This is a genomic window from Agrococcus sp. BE272, from assembly GCF_031457935.1.
GTDB lineage: Bacteria > Actinomycetota > Actinomycetes > Actinomycetales > Microbacteriaceae > Agrococcus > Agrococcus sediminis.
Genome location: NZ_JAVDXL010000002.1, coordinates 872028 through 887604 on the forward strand (window position 1 = coordinate 872028; position 15577 = coordinate 887604).

At 75.3% G+C, this 15577-nt stretch carries 15 protein-coding genes and 1 tRNA gene; 6 read left to right on the forward strand and 10 right to left on the reverse strand.

What is annotated here, in order from left to right:
• Both J2X49_RS10650 and J2X49_RS10655 read right to left on the reverse strand, forming a co-directional pair.
• Entirely contained in the window at positions 1–1002 is a 1002-nt protein-coding gene (locus tag J2X49_RS10650) for an LLM class flavin-dependent oxidoreductase (protein WP_310125866.1), read from the reverse strand.
• A gap of 55 nt (positions 1003–1057) precedes the next feature.
• Positions 1058–2236 carry an acetyl-CoA C-acyltransferase gene (locus tag J2X49_RS10655; protein ID WP_310125868.1) on the reverse strand — a complete coding sequence of 393 codons (1179 nt, stop codon included), beginning with the start codon at positions 2234–2236 and terminating at the stop codon, positions 1058–1060.
• A 143-nt stretch (positions 2237–2379) separates the two neighbouring features.
• On the opposite strand from J2X49_RS10655, the gene J2X49_RS10660 reads away from it, so the two are divergent.
• Genes J2X49_RS10660 through J2X49_RS10670 form a run of 3 tightly spaced genes read left to right on the forward strand, consistent with a single transcriptional unit; the run spans position 2380 to position 4012 of the window.
• Complete coding sequence (locus tag J2X49_RS10660; RefSeq protein WP_396131254.1) at positions 2380–3375, forward strand: metalloregulator ArsR/SmtB family transcription factor; 996 nt, start codon at positions 2380–2382, stop codon at positions 3373–3375.
• Positions 3376–3408: 33 nt separating this feature from the next.
• Positions 3409–3831, forward strand: a complete 423-nt coding sequence (locus J2X49_RS10665) for an arsenate reductase ArsC (protein WP_310125870.1) — start codon at positions 3409–3411, stop codon at positions 3829–3831.
• A gap of 40 nt (positions 3832–3871) precedes the next feature.
• Positions 3872–4012 carry a hypothetical protein gene (locus J2X49_RS10670; RefSeq protein WP_164877037.1) on the forward strand — a complete coding sequence of 47 codons (141 nt, stop codon included), beginning with the start codon at positions 3872–3874 and terminating at the stop codon, positions 4010–4012.
• Between the two features lie 51 nt (positions 4013–4063).
• On the opposite strand, the gene J2X49_RS10675 is transcribed toward J2X49_RS10670, so the two are convergent.
• Entirely contained in the window at positions 4064–4531 is a 468-nt protein-coding gene (locus tag J2X49_RS10675) for a VOC family protein (protein ID WP_128188549.1), read from the reverse strand.
• 73 nt (positions 4532–4604) lie between these two features.
• Complete coding sequence (locus tag J2X49_RS10680) at positions 4605–6578, reverse strand: NAD(P)-binding protein (RefSeq protein ID WP_310125876.1); 1974 nt, start codon at positions 6576–6578, stop codon at positions 4605–4607.
• 111 nt (positions 6579–6689) lie between these two features.
• On the opposite strand from J2X49_RS10680, the gene J2X49_RS10685 reads away from it, so the two are divergent.
• Together J2X49_RS10685 and J2X49_RS10690 are read left to right on the forward strand one after the other, a co-directional pair.
• Positions 6690–7949 carry a hypothetical protein gene (locus J2X49_RS10685; RefSeq protein ID WP_310125879.1) on the forward strand — a complete coding sequence of 420 codons (1260 nt, stop codon included), beginning with the start codon at positions 6690–6692 and terminating at the stop codon, positions 7947–7949.
• A gap of 57 nt (positions 7950–8006) precedes the next feature.
• Positions 8007–9230 carry a PLP-dependent aspartate aminotransferase family protein gene (locus tag J2X49_RS10690; RefSeq protein WP_310125883.1) on the forward strand — a complete coding sequence of 408 codons (1224 nt, stop codon included), beginning with the start codon at positions 8007–8009 and terminating at the stop codon, positions 9228–9230.
• Here the strand turns inward: J2X49_RS10690 and J2X49_RS10695 are convergent.
• Entirely contained in the window at positions 9196–11175 is a 1980-nt protein-coding gene (locus tag J2X49_RS10695; protein WP_310125885.1) for an ATP-binding protein, read from the reverse strand. The genes J2X49_RS10690 and J2X49_RS10695 overlap by 35 nt on opposite strands.
• Positions 11176–11214: 39 nt before the next feature.
• Here J2X49_RS10695 and J2X49_RS10700 point away from each other — a divergent pair, with 39 nt between their 5' ends.
• The gene (locus J2X49_RS10700; protein WP_146357621.1) at positions 11215–11469 is read left to right on the forward strand and encodes a glutaredoxin domain-containing protein; all 255 of its coding nucleotides are present in this window, start codon (positions 11215–11217) and stop codon (positions 11467–11469) included.
• Between the two features lie 19 nt (positions 11470–11488).
• Here J2X49_RS10700 and J2X49_RS10705 read toward each other — a convergent pair whose 3' ends face one another.
• The 5 genes from J2X49_RS10705 to J2X49_RS10725 all read right to left on the reverse strand — a co-directional run bounded on the left by J2X49_RS10705 (position 11489) and on the right by J2X49_RS10725 (position 15575).
• Positions 11489–11974, reverse strand: coding sequence for a nitroreductase/quinone reductase family protein (locus J2X49_RS10705; protein ID WP_310125889.1), 486 nt, complete (start codon positions 11972–11974; stop codon positions 11489–11491).
• Between the two features lie 112 nt (positions 11975–12086).
• Entirely contained in the window at positions 12087–12431 is a 345-nt protein-coding gene (locus tag J2X49_RS10710) for a hypothetical protein (protein WP_310125892.1), read from the reverse strand.
• A gap of 212 nt (positions 12432–12643) precedes the next feature.
• Positions 12644–12720 (reverse strand) — tRNA-Pro (locus J2X49_RS10715).
• 165 nt (positions 12721–12885) lie between these two features.
• Positions 12886–14370, reverse strand: coding sequence for a S10 family serine carboxypeptidase-like protein (locus tag J2X49_RS10720; RefSeq protein WP_310125896.1), 1485 nt, complete (start codon positions 14368–14370; stop codon positions 12886–12888).
• On the reverse strand, positions 14367–15575 hold the full coding sequence (locus tag J2X49_RS10725) for an amidohydrolase family protein (protein WP_310125899.1): 1209 nt from the start codon (positions 15573–15575) through the stop codon (positions 14367–14369). The genes J2X49_RS10720 and J2X49_RS10725 overlap by 4 nt, the downstream gene beginning before the upstream one ends.
• Between the last annotated feature and the right edge of the window lie 2 nt (positions 15576–15577).

Genomic DNA, 15577 nt, shown 5'->3' on the forward strand with positions numbered 1-15577 from the left:
CTACGCCGCAGGTGCCTCGCCCAGAGCCCCCGCGGCCTCCAGCAGCTCGAGCGCGCGCACCCGCTCGTCGGTCGCGCCGTGCACGGCCATGATCAGCTCGTCGGCGTCGGCCTCGACGGCGAAGCGCCGGAGCGTCGCGACCGCCTCGTCGCCGGTGCCGAGCGCCGTGTGCCGCACCATCGAGGCGATGTGCGCGGCCTGCGGGCTCGCGGCGAGCGCGTCGAGCTCGTCGTCGCCGACCTGCTGCGCGACGGGGCTGTCGCGCAGCAGCAGGCTGCGCACGCGGGAGCGCACGACGTTGCGCTGCATCTGCATCGCCTCGTCGCGCGTGGGGGCGACGACGGCGTTGATGCCGGCGATGACGAACGGCTCGGCGAGCTGCCTCGACGGCTCGAACCGCTCGCGGTACACGGCGACCGCCTGCTGCAGCGCGTCGGGCGCGAAGTGCGAGGCGAAGGCGTACGGCAGGCCGAGGGCCGCCGCGAGCTGCGCGCCGAAGAGCGACGAGCCGAGGATCGTGAGCGGCACGTCGGTGCCGTGGCCGGGCACCGCGCGGATGCCGGGCACCGTCGGCTCGCCGCGCAGGTAGCCCTGCAGCTCGACGACGTCCTCGGGGAAGCGCTCGGAGGCGCGGATGTCGCGGCGCAGCGCCGCCCAGGTGCGCTGGTCGGTGCCGGGCGCGCGCCCGAGCCCCAGGTCGATGCGCCCGGGGTGCAGCTCGGCGAGGGTGCCGAACTGCTCGGCGATCACGAGCGGCGAGTGGTTCGGCAGCATGACGCCGCCCGCGCCCAGACGGATCGTGCGCGTGTGCGCGGCGACGTGCGCGATGAGCACGCTCGTCGCGCTCGAGGCGATCGTCGCCATGTTGTGGTGCTCGGCGTACCAGACGCGACGGTAGCCGAGCCGCTCGGCGGCCTGCGCGAGGCGGACGGAGCCCGCGAGGCTCTCGCCGGCGGTCTCACCGGGGTGGATGGGGGCGAGGTCCAGCACAGACAGGCGCATCCGACCAGCCTAGGCCGGGCGGATGCGCCTGCGCGGGGGCTTCGCTGTCAGCGGATCAGATCGCCTCGAGCACGATGGCCGAGCCCTGGCCGCCGCCGCCGCAGATGCCGCTCGCGCCGATCGAGCCCGAGCCGAGCTGGTGCAGCCGGCGCGCGAGGTGCCCGACGATGCGGGTGCCGGAGGCGCCGATCGGGTGGCCGAGCGCGATCGCGCCGCCGTGGGCGTTGACGATCTCGGGATCGACGCCGAGCTGGCGCGTGGAGGCGACGCCGACGGCCGCGAAGGCCTCGTTGATCTCGACCGCCTGCAGGTCGGCGGTCGACCTGCCGGCCCGCTCGAGCGCCTGCTCGATGGCGTCGGCCGGCTGCGAGTGCAGCGAGACGTCGGCGCCCGCGACGAAGCCGGTCGCGAGGATCCGCGCGAGGCCGGTGATGCCGTGGGCGGATGCGTAGGCGTCGGAGACGAGGACCACCGCGGCCGCGCCGTCGGTGATCTGCGACGCGTTGCCGGCGGTGATCGAGCCGTCGGGCGTGAACGCGGGGCGGAGGGCCGCGAGCGACTCGACGGTGGTCTCGGCGCGCACGCCGTCGTCGACGGCGACCGTCACCGTCCTGCGGCCCGCCTTCGCCTCGAACGGCACGATCTCGTCGTCGAGGGTGCCCTCGGCCTGGGCCCGGACGAGGCGCGCGTGGGACGCGGCGGCCAGCTCGTCCTGCTGCTCGCGGGTGATCTCGAACGAAGCGTTGTAGCCGTCGGTCGACTCGCCCATCGCCACCCGGTCGAACGCATCCGTGAGCCCGTCGAACTGCATGGTGTCGATGAGGCTGGCGTTGCCGAACTTCGCGCCGGCGCGGATCGGCGCGGCGTGCGGGGCGAGCGACATCGACTCCTGGCCGACGGCGACCACGACGTCGGCCTCGCCGAGCTGGATCATGCGGTGGCCGGCGACGATCGCCTCGGTGCCCGAGAGGCAGACGGCGTTGACGCCGAGCGCGGGCACGGTCATGGGGATGCCGGCGCCGACGGCGGTCTGGCGCGGGGGGTTCTGCCCGACGGCGGCCTGCAGCACCTGGCCGACGACGACCGCGTCGACCTCGGCCGGCTCGACGCCGGCCTTCGCGAGCGCGTGCTTCGCCGCGTGCGCGCCGAGCTCGGTCGAGGGCGTCTGGGCCAGCTGCCCGAGGAACTTGGCGAACGGCGTGCGGGCGTAGCCGGCGATGATCGTCTCGGGCATGGGGCTGCTCCTTCGCAGGTCGGGATGGCTCCCAGGGTACTCCGGCGTCGGCGCGGCGCTTGCGGCCTGCATCGAGATGCATCAATATAGACAGCGATCGATGCAGAGCGCGTCGACGGCAGCCCGCCTGGAGGATCCGCATCGTGCTCGCCCCGCCTGCTGCCGAGGCATGCGACCGCGTCGATGCGGCCTCCGCGATCGACGCCCCCACCGCGCTGGCGATGGCGCCCGCGCTCAAGGCGCTCGCCGATCCGCTGCGCCTGCGCATGCTGTCGATGCTCGCCGCCTCCCCCACCGGCGAGGCGTGCGCGTGCGACCTCGCCGAGCTCGCCGACGTCTCGCAGCCCACGGTGTCCCACCACCTGAAGGTGCTCCGCGACGCGGGCGTCGTCGCCTCCGAGCGGCGCGGCACGTGGGTGCACTACCGCGTCGAGCCCGGCATGCGCCGGGTCGTCGCGGCGCTCGTCGACGGCCTGCGGGCCGCGCGCGTCGGCGCCGATCCCTCCTGGAGCCGTGGGCAGGGCGACCGCGAGCTGGTCGACGTCGACGCGAAGCTCTCGCACGTCGCTCGGCGCATCGCCGACGCCACCCCCGACCTCTCCGGCGACGCGGTGCTGCGCATCGTGCGCGAGTCGTACGCGAGCCTCGCGCGCTCCTCCCGCATCTCGTCCCACCTGCTCGTGCTCACCGAGCGCTTCGCCCGGCAGCGCATCGCCGACGTGCTGCGCGACCGCACGGCGGGCGTGCCGCACGTGCTGTTCGTGTGCGTGCAGAACGCGGGCCGGTCGCAGCTCGCGGCGGCGCTCGTCGAGCAGCGCTCCGGCGGCGCCGTGGTCGCGCGCTCGGCCGGCTCGATGCCCGCCGCCGAGGTGCACCCCGAGGTGCGATCGCTCATCGACGAGCTCGGCGTCGACGGCGACCCGTTCCCGAAGCCCCTCACCGACGACGCCGTGCGCGCCGCCGACGTCGTCGTGACGATGGGCTGCGGCGACGTCTGCCCGATCATCCCCGGGGTGCGCTACGAGGACTGGCAGGTCGGCGACCCCGCCCTCGCCTCTCCCGACGGCGTGCGCGCGATCCGGGACGACATCGCGCGCCGCGTGGACCGCCTCCTCGCCGAGCTCTCCCCCGCCAGCTGACCGCATCCGACACCGACCCCACCTGGAGCGACCATGACCGAGACCCACGACTCCCCCAGCGCCCTGTTCGTCTGCGTGCACAACGCGGGCCGCTCGCAGATGGCCGCAAGCTTCCTGCGCGAGCTCTCCGGCGGCGCCGTCGAGGTGCGCTCGGCCGGCTCGATGCCCGCCGAGCAGATCAACCCCGTCGCCGTCGAGGCGATGCGGGAGGTCGGCATCGACATCACGGCCGAGCGGCCGAAGGTGCTGACGACCGAGGCGGTGCGCGACTCCGACGTCGTCATCACGATGGGCTGCGGCGACGCGTGCCCCGTCTTCCCCGGCAAGCGCTACGAGGACTGGGAGCTCGCCGACCCGGCCGGCCAGGGCATCGATGCCGTGCGCCCGATCCGCGACGACATCGAGCAGCGCATCCGCGGGCTGCTCGACTCGCTCGGCATCCAGCCCGTGCGCTGACGGCGGGTGTAGAACGGGTGGACCGAGGAGAGGAGACGCCATGAGCGATCACCAGCACCACGACGATCCCACCGTCGACCCGGAGGACCGCGACGTGCAGCCGCTCGACGAGCCGGACCAGCACAACCCCGAGACCGAGGAGGACACCGCCTCCGGCGGCGCCCCGCAGCCGCCCGCCTGAGGCGGGCACGACGACGGGGCCGAGCGCGATGCTCGGCCCCGTCGTCGTGCGTCAGCGGTCGGCGGACCGGCCGTCCGCGCCCTCGTCGAGGCTCGGCGCCGGCGTGCCGGACGCAGCGCCGGCGATGTTCACCATCCACCCCACACCCCAGCGATCGACGAGCATGCCGAAGGTGTCGCCCCACGGCGCCTCGACGAGCGGCTCGACGATCGTCGCGCCGTCGCTCAGCCCCTCCCAGTGGCGGGTGAGCGTGCCGGCGTCGTCGCCCGAGAGCGAGACCTGCTGGCCGCCGGTGGGCTGCTGCATCGAGGCGGGGGTGTCGCTCGCCATCAGCGTGTGGCCGTCGGCCGTCGTGAGCTGCGCGTGCATGACGAGGTCGGCGTCGCCCGCGTCGTCGGCCATGCCGGACTCACCGAAGGTGCTGATCACGAGGTCGCCGCCGAAGACGCCGTGGTAGAAGTTCATCGCCTCGCGCGCCTCGCGGCCGAAGGCGAGGTAGGGGTTGAGCAGGGTTGCCATGCTGGCTCCTCACTGCGGCCGCACGGCCGCGATGCCGCCAGCATGGCGCAGGGCGAGCCGCGCGCGCCAGGCCTCAGTCGTCGGCGCTGCCCTGCGCGAGCCGCCACGCCTCGGCGATCGCCGCGTCGATGCCGCGCGGCGAGAGCGCGTCGCCGATCGCCGAGACCGGCACGCCGAGCTCGGCCTCGAGCAGCTCGGCGTCGAGCCCGTCGAGGCGCACGGCCTCGCGCGGCGTGAGCGCCACGATCGCGGTCGGCTCGGCCAGCGGCGCCTCGTGCCCGGTGAGCGCGTCGACCGCGACCCATCCGCCCTCGCCGCGCCGCACTCGCGCGCCGACGGTGCGCCGGAACCGGCCCGCCGCGAGCGTGCGCAGCACGAGCTGCCGCTCGTAGCCGGTGCCGACGTGCGGCAGCAGCCGCTCGAACGGCGTCACGACCTCGACCGAGGCGCCGCCGGCGACGAGCGCGAGCAGCACGCCGGAGGCGTGGGCGGTGCCGTCGTCGTCGACCACGAGGATGCGCTCCCCGAGCGCCGCAGGATCGTCCATCGCCCGCCACGCGTCGACGGTCGCGGGCCGCGCGCCCTCGAACGCCTCGTCGATCGCCGCGCCGCCGCCGGCCGGCGGCACCGCGCCCACCGCGAGCGCCACCCGGTCGGGCGCGGTCGCCCGGATCGCGGCGAGGGAGGCGGGCTCCCCCAGCCGCACCTCGACGCCGGCGGCGCGCGCGTCGCGCTCGAGGTCGGTCGCGAGCAGCGAGACCGAGTCGCGGCCCGGCACGCGCGCGGCGCGCAGCAGCTGCCCGCCGGGGCGCGCCTCGCGCTCGAGCAGCGTGACGGCGTGGCCGAGGCGAGCGAGGTCGAGCGCGGCCCGCATGCCCGCAGGGCCGCCGCCGACGACCGTCCAGCGGGCGGGGCGAGCCGCGCGCCCCGGCGCCGCCTCGAGCTCGCGCCCGGCCTCGGGGTTGACGGTGCAGCTCACCGGCAGCCCCTGGCTGCCCCGGCCGAGGCAGCCCTGGTTGAGCCGGATGCAGTGGCGGATGCCGTCAGTCGCGCCGGTGAGGAGCCGCGCGGCGAGGTCCGGGTCGGCGAGCTGCCCGCGGGTGAGCGCCACCATGTCGGCGACGCCGCTCGCGAGCACCTCCTCCGCCTCCTCGACGCTGCGCGCGGCGCCGACGCCGAAGACCGGCACGTCGGGGTTCGCCGCCTTGAGCGCCGCGACGTCGTCGCGCAGCCAGTCGACCGGCATCGCCGACGACGGGAACACCCAGTGCACGTCGTGGTAGCCGCCGGCCGCCGTGTCGAGGAAGTCGATGCGCGCCTCGGAGCGCAGCGCCGCGACCGCCTCGCGCAGGTCGGCCGCGTCGAGCCCCTCGGGGTTGTGCTCGTGGAGCACGATGCGGATGCCGACGGTGTAGTCGTCGCCCACGCGCGCCCGCACGGCGCGCAGCACCTCGCGCGGGAACCGCGTGCGGCCCTCCAGGTCGCCGCCGTACGCATCCGTCCGCCGGTTGTACAGCGGGCTGAGGAACTGGTGCAGCAGGTAGCCGTGCGCCATGTGCAGCTCGACGCCGTCGAACCCGCCCAGGCGGCTGCGCTCGGCCGCATCGGCCCACGCCTCGACGAAGCCTGCGATGTCGCGCGCGCTCGCCTCGCGGGTGGCGACGCCCGTCGAGGGCGAGAGGATGCGGCTGGGCGCGTACACCGGTCGCGGGCCGTCGGGCCCCTCGGGCGCCGCCTGCGCCCCGTGGTGGTTGAGCTGCACGAGCATCCGCGCGCCCGCCTCGTGCACCGCGTCGGTCATGCGGCGGTTGGCGTCGACGGCCTCGGGCCGCCAGGCGTCCTCGAAGCCGCGCGTCGACGCCGAGGGGTGCACGAGGTGGTTGCCGGCGACGAACAGGCCGCAGCCGCCGCGGGCGCGGCGCACGAAGTAGGCCGTCTCGCGATCCGACTCGACGCGGTCGGAGTACTGCTTCGAGTGGGCGGCCTGCATGATGCGGTTGGGCACGTCGAAGGCGCCGATGCGGAGGGGCTGGGCGATGAGGCTCACCTGCCGATCCTCGCACCCGCCGGACATCCGCGCTTCGCCTGCCGGTCACCCTGTGGCACGCTGGAGCGCGTAGCATGAACGTGCACTTCCTGCATGATTGCGAGGTCCACCGTGGACGAGCAGCCGGCGCCGGGGCCGCACGGCCTCGATGCCGCCGAGGCGCGCCGTCGCGCGGCGGTGCTCGCCGAGCGGCACAGACTGCGCCGCAGGCGCCGCTGGACTGTCGGCCTCGCAGCTCTCGGCGCATCCGCCCTCATCGTCTCCGGCTCGGTCGTCGCCTGGGGATCGCAGGCGCGCGCGGGCATCCTCGCCGGGCAGATCACGTCGTGGCACGAGCAGCACGAGCAGGCCGCGTGCGAGCTCGAGGTGCGCATCGTCGCCGCGGTCGCCCTCGAGCGCCGTGCCGAGGACGTGCTGACGGCCGCCGAGCACGTCGGCGGCGCCGAGGGCGTGCTCGGCGAGCGCGAGCGCAGCGCGTTCGGCGAGGAGCGCACGGCGCTGCTGCGCGCGATCGTCGACGAAGGCTTCACGACCGCCGACGACCGCGCGCTCGCCGACCGCTGGCAGCAGCGGGCCGAGGCCGCCGGCGACCCCGCGGCCTTCGACCTGCTGGGCGCCTGCGTCGAGGCGGCCGCGGCCGAGCGGCCGCCGATCGCGGCGGTGACGGCCGAGAACGTCGACGACCTCGACCGCGAGCTGCGCTCGCTCGGCGACCCGCGCGACTTCGACGACGCGCGCATCGACCGGCTCGAGGCCGCGATCGCCCGGCTGGGCGCCGCCGCGGCGTCGGCGGCCGAGAGCCGCACCGACATCGACGCGCTGCGCTCGGCGCTCGCCCTCGCGCCGACGGGCGCGAAGACGGCCCTGGGCGACGCCGACCGGCACATCGCGTCGGTGCTCGCCGTCGTCCGCGGCGGGCACACGCCCGCCGACGTGCTCGACCTCGTCGAGGGGCTCGCGCTGCACGTCGCGGCGGCCTGGATGGCGGAGGCCTTCCAGCTCGAGGCCACGGGCAACCCCGAGGGCGCGGCGCTGCTCGCAACCGCGTCGCAGGAGGCGCGCGACGCGATCGACCGGGCCGCGCCGCGGCCGATCACCGACCCCGGCACCACGCGGCCGCAGCCCGCGCCCGTGCCGGTCGAGCCGCGGCCCGTGCCCGTGCAGCCCGCCCCGGAGCCCGCGCCGGCTCCGGCTCCGGCTCCGAGCCAGCCGGCACCCGTGGAGCCCGCCCCCGTCGAGCCGCCGCTCGAGCCCGCCCTGCCCGATCCGGTGCCGCCGCCGCTCCCCGACCCGGAGCCTGCCCCCACCCCGCCGCCGCCCGCACCGGAGCCGGAGCCCACGACCCCCGCCGAGCCGGGCCCGGAGGGCTGACGGCGCGCCGGATCCTCCCGCCCCGCATCACCTCCCGTTTCGGGCATCATGGTGGCCATGACGACGAGCAATGACGCTCGCCTCCGACTCGACTCGCTCGCGGTGCATGCCGGCCGCGACGAGCTCCGATCGCTGGGCGTGCACGCAGCACCGATCGACCTCTCCTCCACGAACCCGCTCGCGGGCGTCGACTCCGGCGGCGACGCCTACGAGCGGCTCGCGACCGGCGGCGACGTGGGCGACGGCTCCGCCGTCTACCAGCGGCTCTGGAACCCGACGGTCGCACGCTTCGAGCAGGCGCTCGCGGCGCTCGAGGGCGCGGAGGCCGCGGTCGCGTTCGCGTCGGGGATGGCCACGACGACGGCGGTGCTGACCGCCGCGCGCCAGCGGCGCGGGGCGCACGTGGTGGCGCTGCGGCCGCTCTACGGCGGCACCGACCACCTGCTCGCGACGGGCCTGCTCGGCACCGAGACGACGTTCGTCGACTCGGTCGAGGCGGTCGAGCGGGCGGTGCGGCCCGACACGGGGCTCGTCATCGCCGAGACGCCGGCCAACCCGACGCTCGAGCTCGTCGACCTCGACGCGCTCGTCGCCGCGGCGGGCGAGGCGCCCGTGCTCGTCGACAACACCTTCGCGACGCCGGTGCTGCAGCGGCCGCTCGACCACGGCGCGGCGCTCTCGATGCACTCGGCGACGAAGTACATCGGCGGCCACGGCGACGTGCTCGGCGGCGTCGTCGCGTGCGACGAGGCGTGGGCGCGGGCGCTCCGCCCCGTGCGCGCCATCACCGGCGCCATCGCGCATCCGCTCAGCGCCTACCTCATGCACCGCGGCCTGCAGACGCTCCCGCTGCGCGTGCGCGCGCAGCAGGCGGGCGCGCTGCGCGTCGCCGAGTCGCTGCTCGACCTGCCGGGCGTGCGCGCGGTGCGCTTCCCGGGGCTCGACGGATGCGACCCGAGGGGCCTCGTGGGACCGGGCCGGCAGATGGCGGGGCCCGGGTCGATGCTCGCGATCGACGTCGGCTCCTTCGCCGCGGCCGCCGCCGTGGCCGAGGGGGTGCGCCTGTTCACGCACGCGGTCTCGCTCGGCTCGGTCGACTCGCTCATCCAGCACCCGGCCTCGCTCACGCACCGGCCGGTCGCGCCGGAGGCGAAGCCCGACGCGGGGGTGCTCCGCCTGTCGATCGGCCTGGAGGATCCGGACGACCTCATCGCCGACCTGACGCAGGCGCTCGAGGCGACCGAGGTCACGGAGGGGACGGCAGCCGCAGCGATGCGGTGATGCCGCCGGCGTCGTTGCGCCGGAGCGCGGCGGAGCCGCCGTTGCGGCGCGCGAGCTCGGCCACGAGCCCGAGCCCGAGCCCGGTGCCGGGGATGTTGTCGCGCTCGGCGCCGGGGGCCCGGTAGAAGCGGTCGAAGGCGTGGCCGAGCTCCTCGTCGCTCATGCCAGGGCCCGTGTCGGCGACCTCGACGACGACCTCCCCCGCCGCCGCGTCGCGCTCGGCCGAGAGCCGGATGCCGCCGCCCTCCGGGGTGAACTTGATCGCGTTCGCGAGCAGGTTCGACACCGCCCGCTCGACGTCGCTGCGCGAGGCGAGCACCGCGTGCGCGGCCGCGTCGACCTCGACGGCCAGCCCCTTGCCGTCGCTGACGAGCCGCTGGCCGGCCGCGACCTCCTCGAGCACCGCCGCGCAGTCGACCCGCTCGGGCGTCTGCGGGCGCGGCGGCGCCGTCGCGCCGCCGCTCAGCGTCAGGAGGTCCTCGACGAGCTCGGACAGGCGCTGGGCGTTGCGCTCGATGACGGCCAGCCAGCTGCGCTCGGTCTCGGCCACCGCATCCGACTCCGCCACGAGCTCGGCGAAGCCGACGATGCTGGTGATGGGAGTGCGCAGCTCGTGGCTCGTGGTGGCCAGGAAGTCGTCGCGCTGGCGCTCGAGCTCGGCGCGGATCGTGCGCGCGGCGGCCGCCTCGACGTCGGCGTCGGCACGGGCCTGCTGCGCCTGCAGGATCGACGTCACGTCGAGCAGCTGCACGGCGAAGAGCTCCTCGTCGCCGTGGATGCGGTTGGCGGCGACGGTGAGGGTGCGCCCGTCGGCCGAGGTCACCGTCGCCTGGTCGCCCGAGGCGAGCGCACGAGCGGCGGCGGTGCGGATGGGGCCGGCCCACGTCTCGCCATCGAGCTCGGGCTCCAGCAGCCGGCGCGCGACCCGGTTCGCCCACGTGAGCCGGGCGACGGAGGCATCGCGGTGGACGATCGCGAGCCCGACGCGCGCGTCGATGACGCTGCCGGTGAGCAGCCGCGTCGAGGCGTCGAGCTGCCTGCCGAGCGCCCGCAGCTCGTACTGGGCCGACGACAGCACGATCGCGAGGCCTGTGAACGTCACGAGGAAGACCTCGAGCAGCGCGGCGCCGGTGAGGGCGTCCATGTCGGGCGCCCCGAGCACGCCGCCGCCGGCGAGCGTGAGGGCGAGCATCGCGAGCGCCGCGAGCAGCGTCTCGAGCAGCACGACGCGGATCGGGAACCGGAACGCCGCCCAGGCCAGCAGCGGGTAGGGGGCGAAGGTCAGGGGCAGTGCCGTGTCGGGGTGGAAGACGATCCCGATGACGACCGCGAGCGCGAGTGCCTGCACCGCCATCTCGGCGCGCGTCGCCCGCACCGGCAGCCGCCTGGGCAGCAGTGCGAAGGGTGCGATCATCCCCACGGCTGCGGCGTGCGAGGCGGCGATGAAGCCCGCGACGGGCCACGGGGCGGCGCCGCTCAGCAGCGCGATCACGGCCGCGCCGAGGATGCCTGCGACGATGCCGCCGGCCGCCGCCGCGGCGGCGAAGCGCACGCCCGCCACGATCGTCGACAGCCGGAAGTCGCGGCGACCCCAGCCGAGCAGCGCCGAGACGACCGCCACCTCGGCCGCGTTGGCGATGCCGAACCCGATCGACAGCGCCGGCGGGCGACCCGCGACGAGGTTGGCCGTCATCGTCACCGCCAGCACGAGCAGCACGGCCGCGGGCAGGCGCGACGCCGGCTGCAGGAGGGCGAAGAGCACCGAGAGCCCGGCCGCCGGCCACCACACCGCGACCGTCGTGCCCTCCGGGGCGAAGAGCACCCCCGCGAGCGCTGCGGCGAAGATCACCGCTGCGGCGATCGGCCAGGTCCACCACGGCGGCACCCGCCGCGGTGCGCGCTCGGGCTCCGCGGAGGGCGGCACGTCCACGACGGCGCTGCTCACAGGGAGACCGTACTCCGGCGGCCCCCGTAGGGTGGAGGGATGACTGCCTCCTCCCTCCGCGTGTTCGGCGCCGACTGGTGCCGCGACTGCCGACGCACCAAGCAGCAGCTCGACGGCCTCGGCGTCGACTACGACTACGTCGACCTCGAACGCGACGAGACCGCGGCCGCCGAGGCGCAGCGCATCTCCGGTCGCATGAACATCCCCGTCGTCGTCTTCCCCGACGGCTCGCACCAGGTCGAGCCGTCGAACGACGAGGTCGAGGCCAAGCTGCGCGAGCTGTCGCTCGTCTGATGCCGCGGCGCCGGCCGCGTCAGCGGTCGGCGGGCTCCAGCACGACCACCGGCGTGCGCCGGGCGCGCAGGCGCGCGTACTCGGCCATCGAGGGGCCCTCGCTGTAGGCGTCGAAGCCCGCCCAGAGGCGCTCGCGCTCCACGCCGTGCGCCTCCCGCGCACGCACGCGCCGCGTGCCGCCCGGCAGGTCGACGGATGCGTCGGGGTGCGCCTGCAGGTTCAGCCACCAGGCGGGGTGGGCCTCCGCCCAGCCGTTCATCGCCATCGTGACGAGGTCCGGCCCGTCCTCGTAGTACGCGACGATCGCCACGCGGGGCTCGCCCGTGCGGCGTCCGACGGTGTGGAGCCGCAGCATCCCGTACTTCCCCGGCCGCGGCCGCGAGAGGCCGAGCCGTCCGCCGGAGATCCGGTAGAGGGCGCGGTGCACGACCCACGCCGTGCGGATGAACCAGCGGGGCGGCACGGCGGGCAGCGGCGCAGGCGGCGGCGCGGCGGGATCGGTCATGGCTGCGAGCGTAGGCGCCCGGCGGCGACGGGCACAGGGGGCCATCCCCCGCATCCGGCGCGCACGCGGGCGGCGCCCCACGAGGAGGCGCCGCCCGTGTCGCCGCGTACGGTCAGCTGAGCTTCTCGTCCACGCAGTAGATGACGTGGCTCAGGTCCTTGTCGGAGCTGTGCATGTACGTCCCGGGCGCAGGCCAGAGCACGAGGTCGTTGGCGCCCTCGCCGGAGCCGGCCTTCAGCACGAGCAGCGTGTACTGCTGCCCGTCGGGCAGCTCGGGCAGCGTGAAGCTGCCGACGCCGTCGCCGAACTCCATCTTCTCGCAGTCGCCGTAGCCCAGGCCCTCCCAGTACGACTCGTGGTTCATGGTGGCGCTGGGCGGCGGCGCCGCCTGCGCGGGTGCGGCGAGGCCGACGACGGCGAGACCGGCGACCCCGAAGGCCGCAAGCATCTTCTTCATGGTGTGACTCCTCTTGAGGTGTGGCGAGCGGCAGACCCGCACCGCACCTCGGGAGGAGCTCGCGCGGTCGACCCCTTCGTCGGCACCGCTCGGGCGTTAGCGTAACAGTGTTACGACATTTGTACCCTCAGGGTTTCATGCGGTTCCGGCACAGTTCGCGGCACGGACACGCAGAACGGCCCCGGAGCCGCATGCGGTCCGGAGCCGTTCGATGGTCGGGCTGACAGGATTTGAACCTGCGACCCCTTGACCCCCAGTCAAGTGCGCTACCAAGCTGCGCCACAGCCCGTCGATCTCGCGATCGAGCTGCCCGAAGGCAACTGCAACAGACTAGCGCATCCGCAGGGCGGCAGGTGCGCCGCCGGATGGTCTCGAGACACGTGCCGCCTGCGGCGGCGCGCTCCTCGACCAGCGGAGGGGCGAGGCGAGCACCCGCTCCGAGCCCGTCGCCGCGTCAGCGGCCGGAGCGCCGCCGCACGAAGTCCGCGAGATCGGCCGACTGCGCCTGCCGCGACGGCTCGTGCACGTACATCATGTGCCCGGCCTCGTAGTAGCGGTGCTCGAGGTTCTCGCGCAGCGCCTCCGGGATGCGCAGGTGCGCGACCGAGTCCTCGGCAGCCGAGAACGGCGTCGCGCCGTCGAACCACCCGTACGCGAAGTGCACCGCGAGGTGCGGGTTCTGCCGCATCGCGCGCGAGAGCCGGTCGAGCACGTACACGGGCGCGTTCTCGAACTCCTTGTAGCTCCAGCCCTCGTTCACGCCCTTGCCGAACACGTGGAAGGGGCCGGAGTCGCGCACGCCCAGGTCCTGGTGGAGGTAGTGCTGGTAGGCGGCCGAGTACGGCCCGAGGATCGCGTCCATCGACGGGTCCGCGTCCATGTGCTCGGCGATCCCGCTCGCCGCCGGACCCGTGAAGCGGGAGTCGAGCCGGCCGACCGTCAGCCCTCGGTCGCGCAGCAGCTCGCCGAAGTAGCGCCAGTGCTCGATGCGCAGGTCGGCGCCGTCGACGTACGACTCCGACAGGCCGGTCAGGCGCGCGACCGCGGCCACCGCATCCGCCCGCTCCTCGGCCGTCAGGCGGGAGCCCTGCGAGAGCGCGTACGCGTAGTCGCGCGCCGCGTACGCGCGCGCCTCGTCGACGACGTCGGCGAGCTCTCGGCCCTCGTGGAAGCCGTGCCGCCAGGCGGTCGCGGCGTAGAACGGCAGGTACAGCGCGTGGGCGCGGTCGCCGCCCCGCTCGAAGTTGGCCGTCGAGAAGTCGAGCACGCTCGAGATGAGCATGAGCCCGTTCAGGTACATGCCGAGCTCCTCCTGCAGCAGCTGGGCGAGCCCGGCCGCGCGGGTGGTGCCGTACGACTCCCCCGCCAGGAACTTCGGGCTCAGCCACCGGCCCTGCACCGTCACCCACTGGCGGATGATCTCGGCGACCGACTCGATGTCGGCGGTGAAGCCGTGGAAGTCCTTGGCCTTCTCGCCCTCGACGGGCCGCGAGCGCCCGGTCGAGACGGGGTCGATGAAGACGAGGTCGCTCACGGCGAGCAGCGACTCGGGGTTGTCGACGACCGCGTACGGCGGCGGTGCGAGCTCGCCCGCATCCCCCATCACGACCCGCTTCGGCCCGAGCACGCCCATGTGCAGCCAGACGCTCGCCGAGCCCGGGCCGCCGTTGAACGCGAAGGTCACGGGCCGCTCGGTCGGGTCGGCGTCGTCGAGCGTGTACGCGGTGATCGCGACCTGCGCCCGCGGCTTCCTGCCGCAGAAGACATCCGACTCGACCTTCTCCTCCCACAGCACCACGCGACCGGCGCGGGCCGTGTAGCGCAGCGTGCCGCCCGGCGTCTCGAGCTCGTGCTGCGTCACGACCAGGTCGTCGGCGACGTGCACCTCCGGCGCATCGGTCTTCGCGGGCTGCGGGGTCTTCTCGGCGTCGTCGCTCACCCGCTCGACGATACGGCCTCGTGCAGCAGGCGGCCCCCGCCGACGACGGCGAGGCGCGGCGGCACCCGCACGAGCGCGTCCATCGCGTGCTCGGCGTCGATCAGCACGAGGTCGGCGCGCGCGCCCGGCACGAGGTCGTGCACCGCGCGGCCGACGAAGGCGCCCGCGTCGCGCGTCGCGAGCTCGACGACCCGCGCGAGGTCGTCGTCGCGCACGGTCGACGAGGCCCGCGCGAACTGCCACGCGATGCCGAGGGTGTCGCCCGTGCCGTAGGGGCTCCAGAGGTCGCGGATGCCGTCGGTCCCGAAGGCGAGGCCGACGCCGGCCGCGTCGAGCTCGGCCATCGGCAGCTGCGGCAGCCGCAGCGGCGCGACCGTCGTCATCGTGATGCCCAGCTCGCCCATCGCCTGCAGCAGGTCGTGGCGGCGCGCGTCGGGCAGCTGCGCGATCGCGAAGCCGTGCGCGATGTTCACGCGGCCGGCGGCCCCGAGCCGCTGCGTGCGCTCGAGGATCAGCTCGAGCTGGAAGGCGCCGAGCTCGGCCGCGTCGTGCAGGTGGATGTCGAGCCCGCACCCGTGGCGTGCCACGAGGTCGAAGATCGCGTCGAGCTGCCCAACAGGATCGCGGTCGATCGAGGCCGGGTCGAGCCCGCCGATGTGCTCCGCGCCCTCGGCGGCCGCCCTCTCGAGCAGGGCGAGCACGCCCGGGCGTCGCAGCACGCCGTCCTGCGGGAACGCCACGATCGTCGCCTCGACCGCGCCCTCGTAGGCGGCGACGGCCTCCCGCACCGCCTCGATCCCGCGCAGGCCGATGCCCGTGTCGACGTCGACGTGCGTGCGGAGCGCGGTCGTGCCGTGCCGCACGTGCGCGTCGAGCACGGCGGCGGTGCGCTCGACGCTCGGGATGCCGAGCTCGTCGCGCCGCGCGCGCTCGTGCCGGATGCGTCCGTCGGTGCCGCCCTCGCCGCCGTACGGCTGCCACGGCAGACCCATCCACGACTTGTCGACGTGCGCGTGCGCGTTGACGATCGACGGCAGGGCGAGCAGGCCGCGCCCGTCGAGCACCGCCGAGCCTGCGGGCGCACCGCTCCCCGCCGGACCGCTCCCGGCAGGCTCCAGGGCCGCGATCCGGTCGCCGTCGAGCACGACGTCCACGGCGGGCCCGCCCCACGGCCGCACGTTCCGGATGCGGTCGAGCCGCCGCACGC